The 20,867-nt window shown below is 51.6% G+C and carries 21 protein-coding genes; 14 read left to right on the forward strand and 7 right to left on the reverse strand.

The window, feature by feature from the left end:
* Window positions 1-114: 114 nt before the first annotated feature.
* The 6 genes from rng to csrD form a co-directional block, all read right to left on the reverse strand.
* Window positions 115-1,584, reverse strand: coding sequence for a ribonuclease G (rng, locus tag ABIE10_RS17605; RefSeq protein WP_003828822.1), 1,470 nt, complete (start codon window positions 1,582-1,584; stop codon window positions 115-117).
* The gene (locus ABIE10_RS17610; RefSeq protein WP_191220674.1) at window positions 1,574-2,167 is read right to left on the reverse strand and encodes a Maf family protein; all 594 of its coding nucleotides are present in this window, start codon (window positions 2,165-2,167) and stop codon (window positions 1,574-1,576) included. Before ABIE10_RS17610 ends, rng begins: the two co-directional genes overlap by 11 nt.
* A gap of 7 nt (window positions 2,168-2,174) precedes the next feature.
* Complete coding sequence (mreD, locus tag ABIE10_RS17615; RefSeq protein ID WP_047499764.1) at window positions 2,175-2,663, reverse strand: rod shape-determining protein MreD; 489 nt, start codon at window positions 2,661-2,663, stop codon at window positions 2,175-2,177.
* Entirely contained in the window at window positions 2,664-3,686 is a 1,023-nt protein-coding gene (mreC, locus tag ABIE10_RS17620; protein WP_047499766.1) for a rod shape-determining protein MreC, read from the reverse strand. It abuts the gene before it with no gap.
* 64 nt (window positions 3,687-3,750) lie between these two features.
* Window positions 3,751-4,794, reverse strand: coding sequence for a rod shape-determining protein MreB (mreB, locus tag ABIE10_RS17625; RefSeq protein ID WP_000913396.1), 1,044 nt, complete (start codon window positions 4,792-4,794; stop codon window positions 3,751-3,753).
* A gap of 306 nt (window positions 4,795-5,100) precedes the next feature.
* Window positions 5,101-7,041, reverse strand: a complete 1,941-nt coding sequence (csrD, locus tag ABIE10_RS17630) for an RNase E specificity factor CsrD (RefSeq protein WP_016154717.1) — start codon at window positions 7,039-7,041, stop codon at window positions 5,101-5,103.
* A 225-nt stretch (window positions 7,042-7,266) separates the two neighbouring features.
* Between csrD and ABIE10_RS17635 the strand changes: the two genes are divergently transcribed.
* The 13 genes from ABIE10_RS17635 to ABIE10_RS17695 all read left to right on the forward strand — a co-directional run bounded on the left by ABIE10_RS17635 (window position 7,267) and on the right by ABIE10_RS17695 (window position 18,584).
* Window positions 7,267-8,241 carry an MDR family oxidoreductase gene (locus ABIE10_RS17635; RefSeq protein ID WP_049040943.1) on the forward strand — a complete coding sequence of 325 codons (975 nt, stop codon included), beginning with the start codon at window positions 7,267-7,269 and terminating at the stop codon, window positions 8,239-8,241.
* A gap of 119 nt (window positions 8,242-8,360) precedes the next feature.
* The gene (gene msrP / locus ABIE10_RS17640) at window positions 8,361-9,365 is read left to right on the forward strand and encodes a protein-methionine-sulfoxide reductase catalytic subunit MsrP (protein ID WP_049040944.1); all 1,005 of its coding nucleotides are present in this window, start codon (window positions 8,361-8,363) and stop codon (window positions 9,363-9,365) included.
* Window positions 9,366-9,965, forward strand: coding sequence for a protein-methionine-sulfoxide reductase heme-binding subunit MsrQ (gene msrQ, locus ABIE10_RS17645; RefSeq protein ID WP_429156432.1), 600 nt, complete (start codon window positions 9,366-9,368; stop codon window positions 9,963-9,965). It begins immediately after the preceding gene.
* 392 nt (window positions 9,966-10,357) lie between these two features.
* On the forward strand, window positions 10,358-10,828 hold the full coding sequence (gene accB / locus ABIE10_RS17650; protein ID WP_003025210.1) for an acetyl-CoA carboxylase biotin carboxyl carrier protein: 471 nt from the start codon (window positions 10,358-10,360) through the stop codon (window positions 10,826-10,828).
* Window positions 10,829-10,838: 10 nt separating this feature from the next.
* Entirely contained in the window at window positions 10,839-12,188 is a 1,350-nt protein-coding gene (gene accC, locus ABIE10_RS17655; protein ID WP_003828838.1) for an acetyl-CoA carboxylase biotin carboxylase subunit, read from the forward strand.
* Window positions 12,189-12,295: 107 nt separating this feature from the next.
* The gene (locus ABIE10_RS17660; RefSeq protein ID WP_016154721.1) at window positions 12,296-12,538 is read left to right on the forward strand and encodes a YhdT family protein; all 243 of its coding nucleotides are present in this window, start codon (window positions 12,296-12,298) and stop codon (window positions 12,536-12,538) included.
* Window positions 12,528-13,979, forward strand: coding sequence for a sodium/pantothenate symporter (gene panF / locus ABIE10_RS17665; protein ID WP_016157593.1), 1,452 nt, complete (start codon window positions 12,528-12,530; stop codon window positions 13,977-13,979). Before ABIE10_RS17660 ends, panF begins: the two co-directional genes overlap by 11 nt.
* A 12-nt stretch (window positions 13,980-13,991) precedes the next feature.
* On the forward strand, window positions 13,992-14,873 hold the full coding sequence (prmA, locus tag ABIE10_RS17670; protein ID WP_047499780.1) for a 50S ribosomal protein L11 methyltransferase: 882 nt from the start codon (window positions 13,992-13,994) through the stop codon (window positions 14,871-14,873).
* A 128-nt stretch (window positions 14,874-15,001) separates the two neighbouring features.
* Window positions 15,002-15,778, forward strand: coding sequence for a carbonic anhydrase (locus ABIE10_RS17675; RefSeq protein ID WP_429156436.1), 777 nt, complete (start codon window positions 15,002-15,004; stop codon window positions 15,776-15,778).
* 298 nt (window positions 15,779-16,076) lie between these two features.
* The gene (gene dusB, locus ABIE10_RS17680; protein ID WP_003025224.1) at window positions 16,077-17,042 is read left to right on the forward strand and encodes a tRNA dihydrouridine synthase DusB; all 966 of its coding nucleotides are present in this window, start codon (window positions 16,077-16,079) and stop codon (window positions 17,040-17,042) included.
* 25 nt (window positions 17,043-17,067) lie between these two features.
* On the forward strand, window positions 17,068-17,364 hold the full coding sequence (gene fis, locus ABIE10_RS17685; RefSeq protein WP_000462905.1) for a DNA-binding transcriptional regulator Fis: 297 nt from the start codon (window positions 17,068-17,070) through the stop codon (window positions 17,362-17,364).
* A gap of 88 nt (window positions 17,365-17,452) precedes the next feature.
* Window positions 17,453-18,337 (forward strand): adenine-specific DNA-methyltransferase, encoded by an 885-nt coding sequence (yhdJ, locus tag ABIE10_RS17690; protein ID WP_047413935.1) that lies wholly within the window; start codon window positions 17,453-17,455, stop codon window positions 18,335-18,337.
* Window positions 18,338-18,419: 82 nt separating this feature from the next.
* Window positions 18,420-18,584, forward strand: coding sequence for a DUF2556 family protein (locus ABIE10_RS17695; RefSeq protein WP_141875717.1), 165 nt, complete (start codon window positions 18,420-18,422; stop codon window positions 18,582-18,584).
* 46 nt (window positions 18,585-18,630) lie between these two features.
* Here the strand turns inward: ABIE10_RS17695 and envR are convergent, their stop codons facing one another.
* Entirely contained in the window at window positions 18,631-19,287 is a 657-nt protein-coding gene (gene envR / locus ABIE10_RS17700; RefSeq protein WP_047359095.1) for an acrEF/envCD operon transcriptional regulator, read from the reverse strand.
* Between the two features lie 414 nt (window positions 19,288-19,701).
* Between envR and ABIE10_RS17705 the strand changes: the two genes are divergently transcribed.
* Window positions 19,702-20,865 (forward strand): efflux RND transporter periplasmic adaptor subunit, encoded by a 1,164-nt coding sequence (locus ABIE10_RS17705; protein ID WP_429156440.1) that lies wholly within the window; start codon window positions 19,702-19,704, stop codon window positions 20,863-20,865.
* The last annotated feature ends 2 nt before the right edge of the window (window positions 20,866-20,867 follow it).

The following is a 20,867-nucleotide window of genomic DNA, read 5'->3' on the forward strand; positions in this document are numbered from 1 at the left end:
GCGCCTCTCCTTGTCTACCAAAAAATGTGACTCACAAAACCGTCTTGCCGGATGGCGGCGTGAACGCCTTCTCCGGCCTGCAAGGTATCGCCATTGGGCGTTTTCCAGGCCAGATTACATCATGACAACGTCGAACTGCTCCTGGTTATACAGCGGTTCGACTTGTACTTTAACCTGTTTGCCGACAAAGATTTCCACTTCCGCCAACGCATGTGACTCTTCACCCTTCAGGGTTTCAGCCACTGCCGGAGATGCATAAACCAGGAAACGATCGGAGTCATATGCATGGTGTACCCGCACGATTTCGCGCATGATTTCATAGCATACAGTTTCCACGGTTTTCACCGTACCGCGCCCATGACAGGTCGGACACTCGTTGCACAACACATGCTCCACGCTTTCACGCGTGCGTTTGCGCGTCATCTCCACCAGGCCCAGCTGTGAAAAACCGTTGATGCTGGTTTTTACGCGATCCTTGCTCAGCGCCTGTTCCAGAGAGTGCAGTACCCGTCGACGGTGGTCTTCATTATTCATGTCGATAAAATCGATAATGATAATGCCGCCGAGGTTACGCAGACGCAGCTGACGAGCAATGGCCTGCGTTGCTTCAATATTAGTATTAAAGATAGTGTCGTCGAGATTACGATGCCCAACAAACGCTCCGGTATTGATATCGACGGTGGTCATTGCTTCAGTTTGATCGATGATCAGATAGCCGCCGGATTTCAGTTCAACCTTGCGTTCCAGCGCGCGCTGGATTTCATTCTCAACGTCAAAGAGATCAAAAATGGGCTGGCGCCCGCTGTAATGTTCCAGCTTGCTGGTCATTTCGGGGATATATTCCGCTGTGAACTCCAGCAACGCTTCATAAGTCAGACGAGAGTCAACGCGGATCCGGTCAAGCTGGGCATCGGCAAAATCACGCAACACGCGCTGCGCCAGCGCCAGTTCGCCGTACATCTGGTAGCGCGTTTGCGGGCGCTTTTTACGCTCCATGACTTTAGTCCAGACGCGCTTCAGGTAGGCAGCATCCGAGGCCAGATCCTCCTCGCAGACGCCTTCCGCCGCTGTGCGAATAATGAATCCGCCCTGTTCATCGCAGTAATCCGCCACCACTTTTTTCAGGCGTTCGCGTTCGGTTTCGCTTTCGATACGTTGGGAAACGCCAACGTGCGAAGCACCTGGCATAAAGACGAGGTAACGGGAAGGAAGCGTGATGTCCGTCGTCAGGCGTGCGCCCTTAGTACCCAACGGATCTTTTACCACCTGCACCATCAGATCCTGGCCCTGGCGCACCAGTTCAGAAATGTCGCGCACGGTGAACTGTTTTTGTTCTTCACCCGCCACGCATTCGGTGTGCGGCATGATGTCTGAAGCGTGAAGAAATGCGGCTTTATCCAGTCCAATATCTACAAAAGCCGCCTGCATACCCGGAAGTACACGACTTACACGACCTTTGTAGATATTGCCTACGATTCCGCGTCGCGCCTCACGTTCAATATGAATTTCCTGCAGAATACCGCCATCAATGTAAGCCACCCGAGTTTCCGATGGCGTTACGTTTACCAACAATTCAGCCGTCATGTTTATCCCTTTTCTCACGCAGTGCGTTAAAATTGGTCAGCAACTCATACGTTTCTACCAGCGGTAAGCCGACTACGGCGTGATAGCTGCCATTGATCTTCCTGACAAAACAGCCACCCAACCCTTGAATACCGTATGCACCTGCTTTATCCATTGGTTCACCGCTGGCAACATAGCCCGCGATGTCCTCATCGGTTAGTGCTCTGAACGTCACTTCCGTCACCACCAGACAGTCCAGACTGTGCCGGCGGTCGGCCAATGCCACGGCGGTCATGACCTGATGCGTTTTACCCGACAGTTTGCGCAGCATTACTGCGGCATGGGCGACGTCGTGTGGTTTTTCCAGCACTTCGCCATTAAGGATAACAATGGTATCTGCACCCAATACCGGCAAATCGCGCTGCGCCAGCGCCACGCCAGCCTGCGCTTTTTCGCGTGCGAGACGCGAAACATACTGCTGCGCGCTCTCCTGCGGGTGTCGCTGTTCTTCAATCCCAGGCACCAGCCGTTCAAAGGTAACACCAAGCTGAGCGAGCAGCTCCTGACGACGTGGAGAACCTGAAGCAAGATACAGAGTATTCATATCAACCTTATTGCACCGCAAACTGCTGACGGACTTTACGCATCAGTAAGAATAGCCATGGCCAAAGCACACCATTCACTACACTACTCCAGAACACTTCGGGTCTGAAAGAGACATTGATCACTAAAAACTCGGCCCAGAAAACAATAATATCCACGACCAGTGATAACAACATGACCACCAGCGCCTGTTGCCAGAGCGCGAGGTTACGGAATAGCTGGAATTTCAGCGCGACCAGATAAGCAATGATACTCATCGACAATGCGCGCACGCCAAGCGTGGAGCCGCTGATGAGATCCAGTATGGCACCCACCACAAACCCCGTGCCCACATTTACGCGATGCGGCAGCGCCAGGATCCAGTACAACAAGATGAGCAGTACCCAGTTTGGCCGGAAAACCAGAATATCGTCCGGCCAGGGCATGATTTGCAGCAACAGTGCAATAAGGAACGAGAGCCAAATCACCCAACGTCCCTGGCTACGATAGCTTGCCACTTACTGTCCTCCCGGCTTACGCGGAGCAGGTTGTGGCGGCGTGGTGTCCGCAGGCGCTGGAGTCACGCCTGTTGCGGGAGCTGGCACTGGCGCAGGCGGCCCCATGGCATCTGGTGCAGGCAGAACTTGCGGCATCATTTGCATCAGACGTTCATTGGCAACGCGGTGCACTTCCTCTGGCGTCATCGGATTTGCGCCGTTACGATCGGCGCCCCACAACAGCAGCAGATAACGCAGACGCTGCAGACCCGCGGTCGGGCGTGCCTGAATCACGGTATAAGCGCGCTGAGTGTCCAGCTTAACGGAAGAAACAACACCAACCGGATAGCCTTCAGGGAAACGTCCCCCCAGACCCGAGGTAACCAGCACATCGCCAACGCGAATGTCAGTGTTGGCCGGCAGGTGTTCGAGCTGAAGATCGTCGGTGCAGCCGTTACCGGCAGCGATCACGCGGATATCGTTACGCAGTACCTGAATGGGCAGAGCATGCGTCGCATCGCAAATCAGCAGCACGCGGCTGGTCAGTTTAGCCACCGCTACGACCTGACCCACAACGCCTTTGTCGCTAATAACCGGCTGACCTTCGTAGACCCCGTTAACGCTCCCTTTGTCGATCACCACCTGATCGCTGTAAGGGTCATTAACCGTTGAGATGACCTGCGTCACCATCTTTTGTTCGTCCTGACGCAGCGGCGATCCCAGCAGCTCACGCAAACGCGCGTTCTCCTGTTTATATTGCCCCAGCATCAGCAGCTCGCTGTTTTTCAGCAGCAGTTCCTGACGCAACGCCCGATTTTCAAGTTCGAGTTGGTCACGCGAAGCCAGCGTTTGCGAAACGCCGTCGAGTAATTCACGAGGACCATTTGAGATAAAGTAGAAAGGACTGACGGCGGTATCCATGTACGTTCGGATTTGACTAAACGTACCCAGGCGGCTGTCGGCAATAATAACGCCGAGCGCCACCAGCACCGCCAGAATAAGGCGAATCTGTAGCGACGGGCCACGGCTAAAAATTGGCTTCATAGTCTATGCGTATTCTCGTATCAGAGCGGAAGGGCAACCCGCGGGCTACCCTACCTGCATCCGATTACTCTTCGCTGAACAGGTCGCCGCCGTGCATATCGATCATTTCCAGCGCCTTGCCGCCACCGCGCGCCACGCAGGTCAGCGGATCTTCAGCAACAACAACTGGAATACCGGTTTCTTCCATTAACAGACGGTCAAGGTTACGCAGCAGAGCACCGCCACCGGTCAGTACCATGCCGCGTTCGGAGATGTCAGACGCCAGTTCTGGCGGACACTGTTCCAGTGCAACCATCACCGCGCTCACGATACCGGTCAGCGGTTCCTGCAGGGCTTCCAGAATCTCGTTGGAGTTCAGGGTAAAGCCGCGTGGAACACCTTCTGCCAGGTTACGGCCGCGAACTTCGATCTCGCGCACTTCGTCGCCCGGATAAGCGGAACCGATTTCGTGTTTAATACGTTCTGCGGTGGCTTCACCAATCAGAGAACCGTAGTTACGACGAACATAATTAATGATGGCTTCGTCGAAGCGGTCGCCGCCAATACGTACAGAAGAGGAGTAAACCACGCCGTTCAGGGAGATAACGGCAACTTCAGTTGTACCACCACCGATATCCACAACCATAGAACCGGTTGCTTCAGAAACTGGCAGACCCGCCCCGATCGCAGCCGCCATCGGCTCTTCGATCAGGAATACTTCACGGGCACCTGCGCCCTGGGCGGATTCACGGATCGCGCGGCGTTCAACCTGAGTTGCTCCAACCGGTACACATACCAGTACGCGCGGGCTTGGGCGCATGAAGCTGTTGCTGTGCACTTGTTTGATAAAGTGCTGGAGCATTTTTTCAGTCACGAAGAAGTCAGCGATAACGCCGTCTTTCATTGGGCGAATGGCGGCGATATTGCCCGGTGTACGACCCAGCATCTGCTTCGCGTCATGGCCCACTGCGGCTACGCTTTTTGGCGAGCCGGCACGATCCTGACGAATGGCCACAACAGAAGGCTCATTCAATACGATGCCTTGTCCTTTTACATAAATAAGGGTATTCGCGGTACCCAGGTCAATGGACAGGTCATTGGAAAACATGCCACGAAATTTTTTCAACATACTAAGGGATAATCCTGAAAGCTGGGGCGGAAAACAAAATCCGCTTACTTTACCAACCACACGCAGCAGCGACAAGGCGCAAAAATCATCTGCTACGGTGAAAATTAGTGCAGTTCGTTTCCTTTGTTACAAAATCGGCCTGAGTCCATCAGGGCTGAATAAATCAGCAGCACTCCTCGCTTTTGTTTGCAACCTGTCAAAGGTCATTCACCTGCATGTTTGCTGTTACAACCTGGCGAGCAGACAAGCACACCCCCAGAAGGCACAGCGCGCGTTATTCTACGTGAAAACGAATTAAACGGCAGGTTAAACCGAGTATCTTTGCGAATATTTTTTCACGTTAGTGTCAAGTGGCTGTGATGCGGCAAAAAAATCCCCTTGCCCACCCGCAACTCCGCGTTCCGTCAGCGTATGCCACTCGCTACGCGAACGAACGCCCGTGGCGTAAACCTGCGTTGGTGTTCCAGAACAAGCCTCCACCAGGCTTTGCACCAGGAGCTGGTTTTCGGTTCGCTTATCAATATTCCTCACCAGGCTTGGATGCAGCTTCAATAACTCAACGTTAAGCTCTTTGATCCAACTGGTGCTCACCAGCGTTAAACCCGCCTGCGTAACGGCAATTCGCACACCCAGCGCATTCATCAATCTGATGACGGGCTGTAACCGGCTGATGTGTTGACAGACATCTGCCTCAGCAAGTTCAATAATTATGCGTTTGCGTAATGATTTTTCGCACTGCATCAGCGTATCACGTAGCCAGCGCTGAAAACGTGGGCGAATTAGCGATTCAACCGTTGTCTGCATCGCCAGGTTTTCCTGCGGCCAATAGCCCAACAGTAAGATCAGACGGCTGATTTGCAGGCGGTCATATTCTTCTGCCAGGCCAAACTGCAGGACCATCGGCATATATTCCGCCGAAATAACCTCTTCGCTGCCATCAAAAATACGGCACATCAGCTCCCGGTGGTGCACCCGTCCTTCACGGGTTACCGCAGGCTTTTGATAAATTCTTGGTCCACCCCGGCTGAGCATCTGTTCGATCAGCGTTCGCCAGCGTACGTTACCCCGACCTTTTTCCGGTAGTGAGTCATCATAGACCGACCAACTGTTCCCACCCTGCAATACCGAGTTTCGCGTGGCGGCTTCGGCGTGATCCATCACTTGTTCCGTCGACTGACCGCTGCGGCAAACACAAATGCCAATATGAACCATATCGGCACGGTCGATCATTTTATTAGCCGGAAGCGCATCTACCGCTTTTAATAATTGCCCGGCAATACTTTCCGCCTCTTTCAGCGTGCGGTGTGGCAACAGGATGGCAAAATCGCTACGGTGGTAGCGCGCCAGCAACGCGCCCGGATAGCGCGTCATAAAAGTCGACAACAAATTGATTAGCGTTGAAATTTGTTCTTCAGCAAGGGTAATTCCCCAGCTATCGCGCAGCAGCGTAAAGTCCGGCAGGCGTACCATCATCACGACGCCATGCGATCCCACTTTTTCCTGATCTTCCAGCAGCGTTGCCAGTTGGTTATCAAAGAACAGGCGGTTGCTTAGCCCGGTTTTTGTATCCTGCGCCACATAGGAACGAATCAGCGTATCCAGTCGGCTACGTTGCTCGCGGGCACTTTGAATTTCGGTCAGCAGCATATCGAGCGCGCTACTGGTACGCGCAGGCCATTCATAAACAGTCCCCCGCACGTTCGGTCCACGTTCGCCGTTAAGAATGCGCGTTGAACGAATCTCCAGCAACTCTTGACCTGAAAGCTGACGCTGAAGCCAGCGCACAGACAAAAAGAGCATCAGTATAATGAAAGCAATCGCCAACGTGAGCGGCGCGGTAGTCATCAGCGAATGGAAATAGTTGCCCATGGGATCCTGATAAACCAGACGCAGCGACATGCCCGGGTGTTTGACCAACGGGACGGTGACATCACGATACAGATTGTTCGTCCCCGCCGGGCGGTAGCTGCTGGTTCGGGAGTGGTCATACACCACGTGTTCGCCCTGTAGCAGTTCGACGCGCACGATATCAACCGAAACCATCAGTTCATCGATTTGCGGGGTTAGCGCAACGACATCGCGGGAGACAAGGTGCGTATCAATCGCCGTCGCCACCGCCTGAACACGGGTGGTGAACTTATATTGAATCGCGTTATAGAAACTCAGCGAGCAGCCGATCAGAGTTACGAAGATCGTTAACCCTGTAAGCAGCGTCACAAAAGCTGAAAATTTCGTCGTTAATCGCATCCTTGTGTTAACTCCGACAGTTATGAAACAGGCATGAAAGTGATAAAGCGGCGCGAAAATGCAAAACTGAACGCAAAATCTGTCCATTTATACAAACAGTGTGGGCATACTACCAAATTAGGTATATCTGGCAATTTATTGCGCGGAATCGGCATCATGTTTTGATTAGCGAGTATAGTCTTCATTAATAATTTTCCAATCCACTATACGAATTGAGGACAGGTTATGCAGGCTTTGATCTTAGAACAGCAGGACGGAAAAACCCTCGCATCCGTTCAACCCCTCGACGAAAATCAGCTACCGGAAGGCGATGTGACGGTGGATGTCCACTGGTCAAGCCTGAACTATAAAGACGCCCTGGCTATCACCGGAAAGGGTAAAATCATTCGCAATTTTCCGATGATTCCTGGTATCGATTTCGCCGGTACCGTGCGCACAAGCGAAGATCCCCGTTTTCATGCAGGTCAGGAAGTTTTACTGACCGGCTGGGGCGTGGGTGAAAATCATTGGGGTGGACTGGCCGAACGCGCACGCGTGAAAGGCGACTGGCTGGTTGCGCTGCCACAAGGGCTGGACGGACGTAAAGCCATGGTTATCGGGACCGCTGGCTTTACCGCCATGCTGTGCGTCATGGCGCTTGAAGATGCAGGTATTCGCCCGCAAGACGGTGAGATTGTCGTCACCGGCGCCAGCGGCGGCGTGGGCAGCACGGCCGTGGCGTTACTGCATAAGCTGGGTTATCAGGTTGCGGCGGTTTCGGGTCGCGAAAGCACTCACGACTACCTGAAGAGCCTGGGCGCTAACCGTATCCTTAGCCGCGATGAATTTGCTGAATCTCGCCCGTTGGAAAAACAGCTGTGGGCTGGTGCGGTTGATACCGTTGGCGACAAAGTTCTGGCAAAAGTCCTGGCACAGATGAACTACGGTGGCTGCGTTGCCGCCTGCGGTCTGGCTGGCGGTTTCGCTCTGCCGACGACGGTGATGCCATTTATTCTGCGTAACGTTCGTTTGCAAGGGGTGGACTCGGTGATGACCCCGCCGGCACGCCGGGCAGAAGCCTGGGCGCGTCTGGTTAAGGATCTACCGGAATCTTTCTATGCTCAGGCCGCCACGGAGATTACGCTGGCGGATGCGCCGAAGTTTGCCGATGCCATCATCAATAACCAGGTGCAAGGTCGTACGCTGGTGAAGGTGAAGTAACAAGCTCTGGCGCAGAAATTTACACTTAATTAACGAAATTTCGCGGCATATCTACAGACTCCCTGCCATATTAACTACGCGTCCCCTGTCAGTTATGACGCGTAAGCCGGGAGTCTGTTATGAAGAAATTACGTCCATTTACAGAAGCCGACGTCACTGACGAGTCGGCTTTTTTTATGCAACGCCGCCAGGTACTGAAAGCATTAGGGTTCAGCGCCGCCGCGTTGTCTTTCCCCCTCTCTGCACAGGCTGACCTTCTTAGCTGGTTTAAGGGGAATGACCGCCCGCCCGCGCCCGCGGGTAAGCCGCTTGATTTCAGTAAACCCGCCGCCTGGCAAAATTCGCTTCCTTTAACGCCGGCGGATAAAGTTTCTGGCTACAACAACTTCTATGAGTTCGGTCTCGATAAAGCGGATCCGGCAGCCAATGCTGGCAGTCTGAAAACCGATCCGTGGACGTTAAAAATCAGTGGTGAGGTGGCAAAACCACTCACCCTCGATCACGATGCGCTGACCGCCCGTTTCCCACTGGAAGAACGGATTTACCGGATGCGCTGTGTGGAAGCCTGGTCAATGGTCGTGCCATGGATTGGTTTTCCGTTACATAAACTGCTGGCGCAGGTTGAACCCACCAGCAACGCAAAATATGTCGCCTTCGAAACGATCTACGCACCGGATGAGATGCCTGGACAAAAAGATCGCTTTATTGGCGGCGGGCTGAAGTATCCCTATATTGAAGGACTGCGTCTGGATGAAGCTATGCATCCACTCACTCTGCTTACCGTGGGGGTTTATGGAAAAGCTCTTCCCCCACAAAATGGCGCGCCCATTCGCTTAATTGTGCCGTGGAAATACGGATTTAAAGGCATTAAGTCGATCGTGAGTATTAAACTAACCCGCGAACGCCCCCCGACAACCTGGAACCTGGCCGCCCCCAATGAATATGGATTTTATGCCAACGTGAATCCGCATGTCGATCACCCGCGCTGGTCCCAGGCCACTGAACGTTTTATTGGCGCAGGCGGTATTCTGGACGTTCAGCGCCAACCCACGCTGCTGTTTAACGGTTACGCCGACGAGGTCGCTTCGCTGTACCGTGGTCTTAATCTGCAGGAGAATTTTTAAGTGCGCCTGACTGCAAAGCACATTACCGGACTGAAAGTTTGCCTGCATCTTGCCGGCTTTTTACCGTTTGTCTGGCTATTTTGGGCGGTGAATCACGGTGGTCTGAGCGCAGACCCGGTCAAGGATATCCAGCACTTTACCGGTAGGACAGCTCTGAAATTCTTGCTGGCGACCTTGCTGGTCTCTCCCCTCGCGCGCTACGCTAAACAGCCATTATTGATACGCACACGGCGCCTGTTAGGGCTATGGTGTTTCGCCTGGGCAACGTTGCATTTAACCAGCTACGCAATCCTGGAACTGGGCATTCATAATCTGGCGCTGTTAGGACGGGAATTAATCACGCGACCTTATTTGATGTTGGGCATTGCCAGTTGGGGCATATTATTCGCCCTCACGTTAACCTCCACCCAGTCGGCTCAGCGAAAACTGGGCAAAAATTGGCAGTATTTGCACAACTTCGTCTATCTTGTGGCGATCCTGGCACCCATACATTATCTGTGGTCGGTAAAAATTATCTCCCCTCAACCGATTATTTATGCAGCACTCGCTGTGGTGTTGTTAGCCTGCCGTTACAAGAAGTTTCGCCAGTGGTGGCGGTAGTTTCACGTTATGTGCAGTGCGTTACAAAATGTGGACGATCCGATTTTCTTTACATGTTAACGGTTGATTATCTTCCCTGATAAGACCAGTATTTAGCTGCCAATTGCTACGAAATAGTTATAATGTGCGACTTTGCTATCCCCGGCAGCGTTTTTAGAGCGCTGAAAGGGTGACATTCGCATGTTGAAGGTATATTTTGTCTTTTACCCGAAAATGGCAGAAGATAGCCGCACAATGACTAACAAGTCTGGCAATCTCACTTAATGGCAACCGCACCCAGTGCAATGCCTGAGATGCGTGGCATCTTGTCACTCACTGTTATAAAAATGCTATACAGACGGCGGTAAAACGCTTGTCACAATCTCACTAAACAAAGAGTACGGAACCCACTCATGGATATTCGTAAGATTAAAAAACTGATCGAGCTGGTTGAAGAATCAGGCATCTCCGAACTGGAAATTTCTGAAGGCGAAGAGTCTGTACGCATCAGCCGTGCGGCGCCAGCTGCAAGTTTTCCAATGATGCAACAGGCTTATGCTGCACCAGTGATGCAGCAGCCAGCTCTGTCTAACGCTGTCGCACAAACTGCCTCTCCAAGTATGGAAGCTCCGGCAGCAGCGGAAATCAGTGGTCACATCGTACGCTCCCCAATGGTTGGTACGTTCTACCGCACCCCGAGCCCAGATGCGAAAGCGTTCATCGAAATCGGCCAGAAAGTGAATGCGGGCGATACCCTGTGCATCGTTGAAGCCATGAAAATGATGAACCAGATCGAAGCCGACAAATCCGGCGTAGTGAAAGCGATTCTGGTAGAAAGCGGTCAACCGGTAGAATTTGACGAGCCGCTGGTCGTCATCGAATAACGAGGCGAACATGTTGGATAAAATTGTTATCGCCAACCGCGGTGAGATCGCCCTGCGTATTCTGCGTGCCTGTAAAGAGCTGGGCATCAAGACTGTCGCTGTGCATTCAAGCGCGGATCGCGATTTAAAACACGTATTGCTGGCGGATGAGACGGTCTGTATTGGCCCGGCTCCGTCCGTAAAAAGCTATCTGAACATCCCGGCTATCATTAGCGCTGCTGAAATCACCGGCGCAGTGGCAATTCACCCGGGCTATGGCTTCCTCTCTGAGAATGCCAACTTTGCTGAACAGGTAGAACGTTCCGGCTTTATCTTCATCGGCCCGAAAGCCGACACCATCCGCCTGATGGGCGACAAAGTGTCCGCAATTACCGCGATGAAGAAAGCTGGCGTACCGACAGTCCCAGGCTCTGACGGCCCGCTGGGCGACGACATGGACGCTAACCGCGCTCATGCTAAACGCATCGGTTATCCAGTTATTATCAAAGCCTCCGGCGGCGGCGGCGGTCGCGGTATGCGCGTCGTGCGCAGCGATGCCGAACTGGCACAATCCATCTCCATGACCAAAGCGGAAGCGAAAGCGGCTTTCAACAACGACATGGTTTACATGGAGAAGTACCTGGAAAACCCACGCCACATCGAAATTCAGGTGCTGGCGGACGGTCAGGGTAACGCGATTTATCTGGCAGAACGTGACTGCTCCATGCAGCGTCGTCACCAGAAAGTCGTCGAAGAAGCGCCAGCACCGGGCATTACTCCGGAACTGCGTCGCTACATCGGCGAGCGTTGCGCCAAAGCGTGCGTTGATATCGGCTATCGCGGTGCAGGTACTTTCGAGTTCCTGTTCGAAAACGGCGAGTTCTACTTCATTGAAATGAACACCCGTATTCAGGTTGAACACCCGGTAACCGAAATGATCACCGGCGTTGACCTAATCAAAGAGCAGCTGCGCATCGCTGCGGGACAACCGCTGTCCATCAAGCAGGATGAAGTTGTGGTTAAAGGCCATGCGGTAGAATGCCGTATCAACGCCGAAGACCCGAACACCTTCCTGCCAAGCCCGGGTAAAATCACGCGTTTCCACGCGCCGGGTGGCTTTGGTGTGCGCTGGGAGTCTCATATTTACGCAGGCTACACCGTACCTCCGTACTATGACTCAATGATCGGTAAGCTGATCTGCTATGGCGAAAACCGCGACGTAGCAATCGCCCGTATGAAAAACGCGTTGCAGGAACTGATCATCGACGGTATCAAAACCAACGTTGATCTGCAGATCCGCATCATGAATGACGAGCATTTCCAGCACGGTGGAACCAATATCCACTATCTGGAGAAAAAACTCGGACTTCAGGAAAAGTAAGCGTGCGTTAACTGAAAAGGCCGGAAATTCCGGCCTTTTGTTTTTCTCCCCTCCCGCACGTGCCATAAGGTACAATCCCCGCTTTCTTTATCCACAAGGGACAAAAAATGGACGCTCGTTTTGTTCAGGCCCATAAAGAGGCGCGCTGGGCGCTGTGGCTGACCCTTTTATATCTTGCCACATGGTTAGTGGCCGCTTACTTACCAGATTCCACGCTCGGTTTTACCGGCTTACCACACTGGTTCGAAATGGCCTGCCTGCTAACGCCGCTGGTTTTCATCGTGCTGTGCTGGGCGATGGTGAAGTTTATCTATCGCGACATTCCGTTGGAGGATGACGATGCAGCTTGAAGTTATTTTGCCGCTGGTCGCCTATCTGTTGGTGGTCTTCGGTCTTTCCGTTTACGCCATGCGTAAGAGATCGACCGGCACTTTCCTGAATGAATATTTCCTCGGCAGCCGCTCGATGGGCGGGGTCGTATTAGCCATGACGCTAACGGCAACCTACATTAGCGCCAGCTCGTTTATTGGCGGTCCTGGCGCCGCTTACAAATACGGGCTGGGATGGGTGCTGCTGGCGATGATCCAGTTGCCCGCCGTTTGGCTTTCTCTGGGGATTCTTGGTAAGAAATTCGCGATTCTGGCGCGCCGTTATAATGCCGTTACCCTCAACGATATGCTGTTTGCCCGCTACCAGAGTCGCCTGCTTGTGTGGCTGGCAAGCCTTAGCCTGCTGGTCGCGTTTGTCGGAGCAATGACCGTACAGTTTATTGGCGGCGCACGTTTGCTTGAAACCGCTGCGGGTATACCTTACGAAACCGGTTTGCTTATTTTTGGCGTCAGTATCGCATTGTATACGGCGTTCGGCGGTTTTCGCGCCAGCGTACTGAACGACACCATGCAGGGTATGGTGATGCTGATTGGTACTATTGTTCTGCTGGTCGGCGTCGTTCATGCTGCCGGTGGCCTCAGCAATGCGGTGGTAACCCTGCAAACTATCGACCCTAAACTGGTCTCGCCGCAAGGCGCGGATGACATTCTGTCACCCACGTTCATGACCTCATTCTGGGTACTGGTGTGCTTTGGCGTAATTGGGCTGCCGCATACAGCAGTACGCTGCATCTCTTATAAAGACAGCAAAGCTGTACACCGCGGCATTATCATCGGCACCATCGTAGTGGCAATCCTGATGTTTGGTATGCATCTGGCGGGTGCGTTGGGGCGTGCGGTGATCCCTGATCTGACAGTGCCGGATCTGGTTATCCCTACGCTGATGGTCAAAGTGTTGCCGCCGGTAGCTGCCGGGATCTTCCTCGCGGCCCCCATGGCCGCGATCATGTCGACGATCAATGCCCAATTGCTGCAAAGTTCCGCTACGATCATTAAGGATCTGTACCTGAACCTGCGTCCGGAACAGCTGAAAAACGAAACCCGGCTGAAGCGCATGTCGGCAGTGATTACCCTGTTGCTCGGCGCGTTACTGCTACTGGCTGCCTGGAAACCACCAGAAATGATTATCTGGCTTAATCTGCTGGCGTTTGGCGGGCTGGAAGCCGTCTTCCTGTGGCCGCTGGTACTGGGCCTGTACTGGGAGCGGGCAAACGCGGCGGGCGCTTTGAGCGCGATGATTATCGGCGGCGTTCTTTATGCCGTACTCGCTACATTTAACATTCAGTACCTGGGTTTCCACCCGATTGTGCCCTCGTTACTGATAAGCTTGCTGGCTTTCCTGATCGGCAACCGTTTCGGTTCTGCCGTCCCGCAAGCCGCCATATTGACTACTGATAAATAAAAGAGTTTTGCCATGCCATGGATCCAACTGAAACTGAACACGACCGGTGCCAACGCTGAAGAGTTGAGCGATGCGCTGATGGAAGCGGGCTCCGTTTCCATTACTTTCCAGGACACGCATGATACGCCGGTATTTGAGCCTCTGCCGGGCGAGACTCGCCTGTGGGGAGATACCGACGTTATCGGCTTGTTCGATGCAGAAACCGACATGAAAGAAGTGGTTGCCATCCTGGAGCAGCATCCGCTGCTGGGTACAGGCTTCGCGCATAAAATCGAACAGCTCGAAGACAAAGACTGGGAACGCGAATGGATGGATAACTTCCACCCGATGCGCTTTGGTGAACGTTTGTGGATTTGCCCAAGCTGGCGCGATGTCCCGGATGAGAATGCCGTCAACGTGATGCTGGACCCGGGTCTGGCGTTTGGTACCGGCACTCACCCCACCACCTCCCTATGCCTGCAATGGCTGGACGGTCTCGATCTTAACGGCAAAACCGTCATCGACTTCGGCTGCGGCTCCGGCATTCTTGCCATTGCGGCACTGAAGCTGGGTGCGGCAAAAGCCATCGGCGTAGACATCGATCCGCAAGCAATTCAGGCCAGCCGTGATAACGCCCAGCGTAATGGCGTTTCTGAGCGTCTGGAGCTTTATCTGCCGAAAGACCAGCCAGAGGCGATGAAAGCCGACGTGGTGGTCGCAAACATCCTCGCAGGCCCATTACGTGAACTGGCACCGTTAATCAGCGTACTGCCCGTTGAGGGCGGTTTACTGGGGCTTTCTGGCATTCTTGCCAGCCAGGCGGAAAGCGTCTGTGAGGCCTATGCCGAACTCTTTACACTCGATCCGGTTATCGAGAAAGAAGAGTGGTGCCGCATTACCGGTCAGAAAAAATAATCCCTTCCGGCGTGGTTGCCTGACCACGCCATTTTCAGACAATTGACCAGCATACTGAGACGTTCTCCAGCGATATAATAATTTATTGATTTTGTTAATCTTTATATTGATTTTCGTTGAGTAAACGTATGCGCTTCAACCTATTTATCACAACATTACTGACAGCATGCCTGATGCCACTGACCGCGCTGGCCGCGCCATGGGGTTATAGCGGAGAATCTGGTCCCGCACAGTGGGGAGAAATCAGCAAAGAGTATGCAACATGCCAGACCGGAATAAATCAATCACCCATTGATATCCAGACCGCCACAACTCGTAAACTTGGACTTCCTTCACTCAGCATGCAATATGTCGATGGTCCGACAAGATTTCGAAGCATTAACCATACTCTGCGGGCAACAATGAGTAGCTATACCTCAAACTCCATTGAAGTTGATGGAAAGATTTATTATCTAAAACACTTAGATTTTCACGCCCCGAGCGAACATACCTTCAACGGTAAAACCTATCCGCTGGAGTTGCAGTTAGTCCACAAAAATCAAAGCGGAGACATCACTATCGTGGCGGTCATGTTTGACGTCGGCGAACCTAACCAGGCGATTCAAAATTTGTGGGAGTCATTTCCAACCATGGAGGACAACAGTATGCCCATCTTCTCGCCAGTCGATATCAACCAACTTTTACCCGACGATAAAACCTATTGGCGCTATAGCGGTTCGCTAACTACACCTCCCTGTACTGAAGGCGTCAGCTGGACTGTCCTGAAAACGCCTGTTGCCCTTTCAGCCGAACAACTGAATAAATTTCACTACATTGTTGGGCCTGCGAACAATCGTCCACCGCAGCCAGTTAATGAGCGCAAGATCATCGACAGCCATTCAGGAGATACCGAGATCCTGTACTAAAATGAGGTAGAGATCACACAATGGCGAGACAATTTGCTGATTAATTCAGCAGAATATCTTGCCAACACCTTCTGCGGCTGAAGAAAAAATGAGAAGTTACGCAAAATTATATGTGTATATAAAATCGACACATCTTTATAATGCAATGATTTATATGATTAAATATTTTCATGCGTTCATATTTACGGCAATTCATTGATCCACCTCAGTGGATTGGTCAAAGTTTGGCCTTTCATCTCGTGCGAAAAATGCGTAATATACGCCGCCTTGCAGTCACAGTATGGTCATTTCTTAACTCATGCGCATCGGACAATACCAGCTCAGAAATCGCCTGATCGCAGCACCTATGGCTGGCATCACTGACAGACCATTCAGGACGCTGTGCTATGAGATGGGAGCAGGATTGACGGTATCCGAGATGATGTCTTCTAACCCGCAGGTTTGGGAAAGTGACAAGTCTCGTTTACGGATGGTGCACGTTGATGAGCCAGGAATTCGCACGGTGCAAATTGCCGGTAGCGACCCTGTTGAGATGGCCGATGCCGCACGTATTAACGTGGAAAGCGGCGCCCAGATTATTGATATCAATATGGGGTGTCCGGCTAAAAAAGTGAATCGCAAGCTCGCAGGTTCAGCCCTCTTGCAGTACCCGGATCTAGTGAAATCAATACTAACCGAGGTCGTCAATGCAGTGGACGTTCCTGTCACACTCAAGATTCGCACCGGCTGGGCTCCGGAACACCGTAACTGCGTAGAGATTGCCCAACTGGCTGAAGACTGTGGCATTCAGGCTCTGACCATTCATGGACGCACCCGCGCCTGTTTGTTCAATGGAGATGCTGAGTACGACAGTATTCGGGCAGTTAAGCAGAAAGTTTCCATTCCGATTATCGCGAATGGCGACATTACTGACCCGCATAAAGCCAGAGCTGTACTCGACTATACGGGGGCGGATGCCCTGATGATAGGACGTGCAGCTCAGGGAAGACCCTGGATCTTTCGGGAAATCCAGCATTATCTGGACACTGGGGAGCTGCTGCCCCCGCTGCCTCTGGCAGAGGTGAAGCGCTTGCTTTGTGCGCACGTTCGGGAACTGCACGACTTTTATGGTCAGGCAAAAGGGTACCGAATTGCGCGTAAACACGTATCCTGGTATCTCCAGGAACACGCTCCGGATGACCAGTTTCGGCGCACATTCAACGCCATTGAAGATTCCAGCGAACAGCTGGCGGCGTTGGAGGCATACTTCGAAAATTTTGCGTAAACAGAAATAAAGAGCTGACAGAACTATGTTCGAACAACGCGTAAATTCTGACGTACTGACCGTTTCTACCGTTAACTCTCAGGATCAGGTAACTCAAAAGCCCCTGCGTGACTCGGTTAAACAGGCACTGAAGAACTATTTTGCTCAATTGAATGGTCAGGATGTTAACGATCTCTATGAGCTGGTACTGGCTGAAGTAGAACAGCCCCTGTTGGACATGGTGATGCAATACACCCGCGGTAACCAGACCCGTGCTGCCCTGATGATGGGCATCAACCGTGGTACGCTGCGTAAAAAACTGAAAAAATACGGCATGAACTGATACTAATCAGCGAAATGTTTGTTTTAAAAGGCGCTACTCGGCATGGGGAAGCGCCTTTTTTATTAACGTCACACGGGAGGCTTTGGCGATGAACGCAAGATGTGAACCTGTCTATTTTGGCGATGAATCTAAAAAGATAATCCTGGGTGATGCTCTGACCGAACTGAAAAAGCTGCCGTCAGAAAGCGTCGATCTCATTTTCGCCGACCCACCTTATAACATCGGTAAAGACTTTGACGGGATGGTGGAATCCTGGGACGAAGAGGCCTTTTTGGCATGGCTGTTTGAGTGCATTGACGAGTGCCATCGCATTCTCAAACCACACGGCACCATGTACATCATGAACAGTACGGAGAACATGCCGTACATCGATCTCAAATGCCGCCAGCTCTTTACTATCAAGAGCCGTATCGTGTGGTCATACGATAGCTCCGGGGTGCAGGCCAAAAATCACTTTGGTTCGATGTATGAACCGCTTCTGATGATGGTAAAAGATCAGAAAAACTACACGTTTAATCGTGATGATATTTTGGTTGAAGCCAAAACGGGCGCTAAACGTGCACTGATAGACTACAGAAAGAACCCGCCCCAACCTTACAACCAGAAAAAAGTACCAGGCAATGTCTGGGAGTTTCCACGCGTTCGTTATCTGATGGACGAATACGAAAATCACCCCACTCAAAAACCCAAAGCCCTCCTTGAACGCATCATTCTGGCTTCCTCCAGTCCAGATGACAGCGTGCTGGATCCGTTTGCCGGTAGCTTCACGACCGGTGCCACTGCCGTGGAATTAGGTCGCAAGTTTGTCGGGATTGAAATCAATGCCGAGTACGTAAAAATGGGGCTCAGAAGAATGAGCATTGGTTCGCATTTTTCAGAGAATGAACTTGCAAAGGTGAAAAAGCGGAAGACAAAAAATCTGTCTAAAAAGAGTCGATTAACAGCAAAGAGCGGCGATCTTTCAGCAAAGTAAAGGCATTGTAAGTCTGCTTTTCAGCTTGCAGATTTCGTGTATATTCCCTGCACGCTTGGGCATGAATACACAGGGTTTGGTAATGATTCGCAAGTATTGGTGGCTGGTTGTTTTTGCGATCTTCGTTTTTCTCTTTGATGCGCTGCTCATTCAGTGGATAGAGCTGATGACAACGGAGCACGATAAGTGCCGGAATATGAATTCAGTGAACCCCCTCAAGCTGGTCAACTGCGTCGACCTCGAATAGCACGACGAAAAATACATCGACAGCCGTCAGGCCCTGGCGGCTAAAACTATCCTGGCTGATTTTCACTCTGCATTAATTGCATTACACAGCCGTCTGGGCTTAACATTTTTAATACGTTATCAACTAATACTGGCGCTTGCCCATACAAATCATAACTCACTGGATTCATTAACCAGTTTTTTATTATTCCGCTAAAGCTACCGTGCAGAATAATGATGATGACATCTAAATCCAGACTGGTAGCAATCAGATTTTCATCCACGCACTTTTGCAGTGAATCACGAATGCTTTGATGACTGAGACCTATTTTATCGCGAATGGTCTGTTCTGATATCATATCGTTATGAAATTCACATTTATGATATAAAATTTGCATTAATGCCTGCTGGCGAGGATTCTGTGCAATATATTGCAATCCCACCACAAACTTTTCACGCAGTCGCTGTAAAGGATTATCACCCCAACGACCAATAAGCTTATCCTGAATAAGATCGCGTAATGAAGGTTGTTGTAACCATAGCGCATTGAACAATTGCGTCTTATTTTCAAAATGCCAATAGAGCGCCCCCCGCGTCACGCTGGCGGCATCCGCAATATCGTTTAACGTCGTATTGCTAACACCACGCACGGCAAACTGCATAATCGCTGTTTCTATCAGGTGCTGTCGTGTTTTGAGGGCATCAGCTTTCGTTTTTCTGGCCATGGTTTCGACTGTCTGAGGTAAGGTAGAGAATGATTAACTTTCTTATCTAATATTTGCTAAACGGAACAAATGTATCACTTAGCGTTTATTTAGACGAGTTCTAAAACAGTTAATTATGGACATTGCACACGAATAAACAAAACAAATAACAACCACCAATATATTCACCAACCAAATACTTATTTCAATATGTGTTTATGCGCATCATAGCATTACTATTAAAACCATAATGAAACAACCGAAGATTAATCCTTTTTTTGTTTTTACGTGCCGTGTATCGCGCCCATAAATAAGTATTGCTTACATCGCAAGCTAATAATTTGTAGGATAGCCAACCATTATTTTCACTTGTGCGCGTTATCGCCTCTGCGTTACCCGGTTAATAACGAGCGTTCGGTTTTTTAAGGAATAGAAATGACGAAAAATGCCAGGTTTTCACTCCTGCCCTCATTCATCATCATGTCCGCTGTATTACTCGCCGGTTGTAACGATCAGGGAGAAACACAAGCTCACCCCGCAGAGCCGCAGGTGACTGTCCATGTCGTCGAAAAGGCGCCTTTAGCCGTGACGACCGAATTACCAGGGCGCACAACAGCATTTCGTATTGCTGAAGTCCGTCCTCAGGTCAGCGGGATTGTACTTAAACGGAATTTCACCGAGGGAAGCGATGTTGAAGCCGGTCAGTCGCTTTATCAGATCGATCCCGCGACTTACCAGGCCGACTACGACAGCGCCAAAGGCGAACTGGCAAAGAGTGAAGCGGCAGCAGCTATCGCACATTTAACGGTAAAACGTTATGTCCCGCTGGTTGGCACTAAGTACATCAGCCAGCAAGAGTACGATCAGGCCATTGCTGATGCTCGCCAGGCCAATGCCTCCGTTATCGCGGCAAAAGCGGCGGTCGAAAGCGCTCGTATCAACCTGGCCTACACCAAAGTGACATCGCCCATTAGCGGACGTATCGGTAAATCTAACGTCACCGAAGGCGCATTAGTCACGAATGGCCAGGCAACTGAGCTTGCTACCGTGCAACAACTTGATCCTATTTACGTCGACGTAACACAGTCCAGTAATGACTTTATGCGCCTCAAACAGTCCGTTGAGCAAGGGAGCCTGCATAAAGACAGCGCCAGCAGTACCGTCGAACTGGTGATGGAAAATGGTCAGTCGTACCCGCTGAAAGGTGCGTTGCAGTTCTCTGATGTCACCGTTGATGAAAGTACCGGATCCATCACCCTCAGGGCCGTATTCCCTAACCCACAGCACACGCTGCTGCCGGGCATGTTTGTGCGTGCTCGTATTGATGAAGGCGTCCAGCCGAATGCCATTCTCTTTCCCCAACAAGGGGTAACGCGTACGCCACGCGGCGATGCAACGGTGATGGTTGTCAATGACAAGAGTCAGGTCGAGGCTCGCACCGTCGTTGCTACACAGGCGATAGGTGATAAGTGGTTAATCAGCGAGGGCTTACAGCCTGGCGATAAGGTTATCGTCAGCGGATTGCAGAAAGCGCGTCCCGGCGTAAAGGTTAAAGCAACCACCGATACCGAAACTCCAGCCGCAAAAACTGCGCAATAAGG

This window comes from Citrobacter sp. 506 (assembly GCF_050434985.1).
GTDB classification, from domain to species: domain Bacteria; phylum Pseudomonadota; class Gammaproteobacteria; order Enterobacterales; family Enterobacteriaceae; genus Citrobacter; species Citrobacter braakii.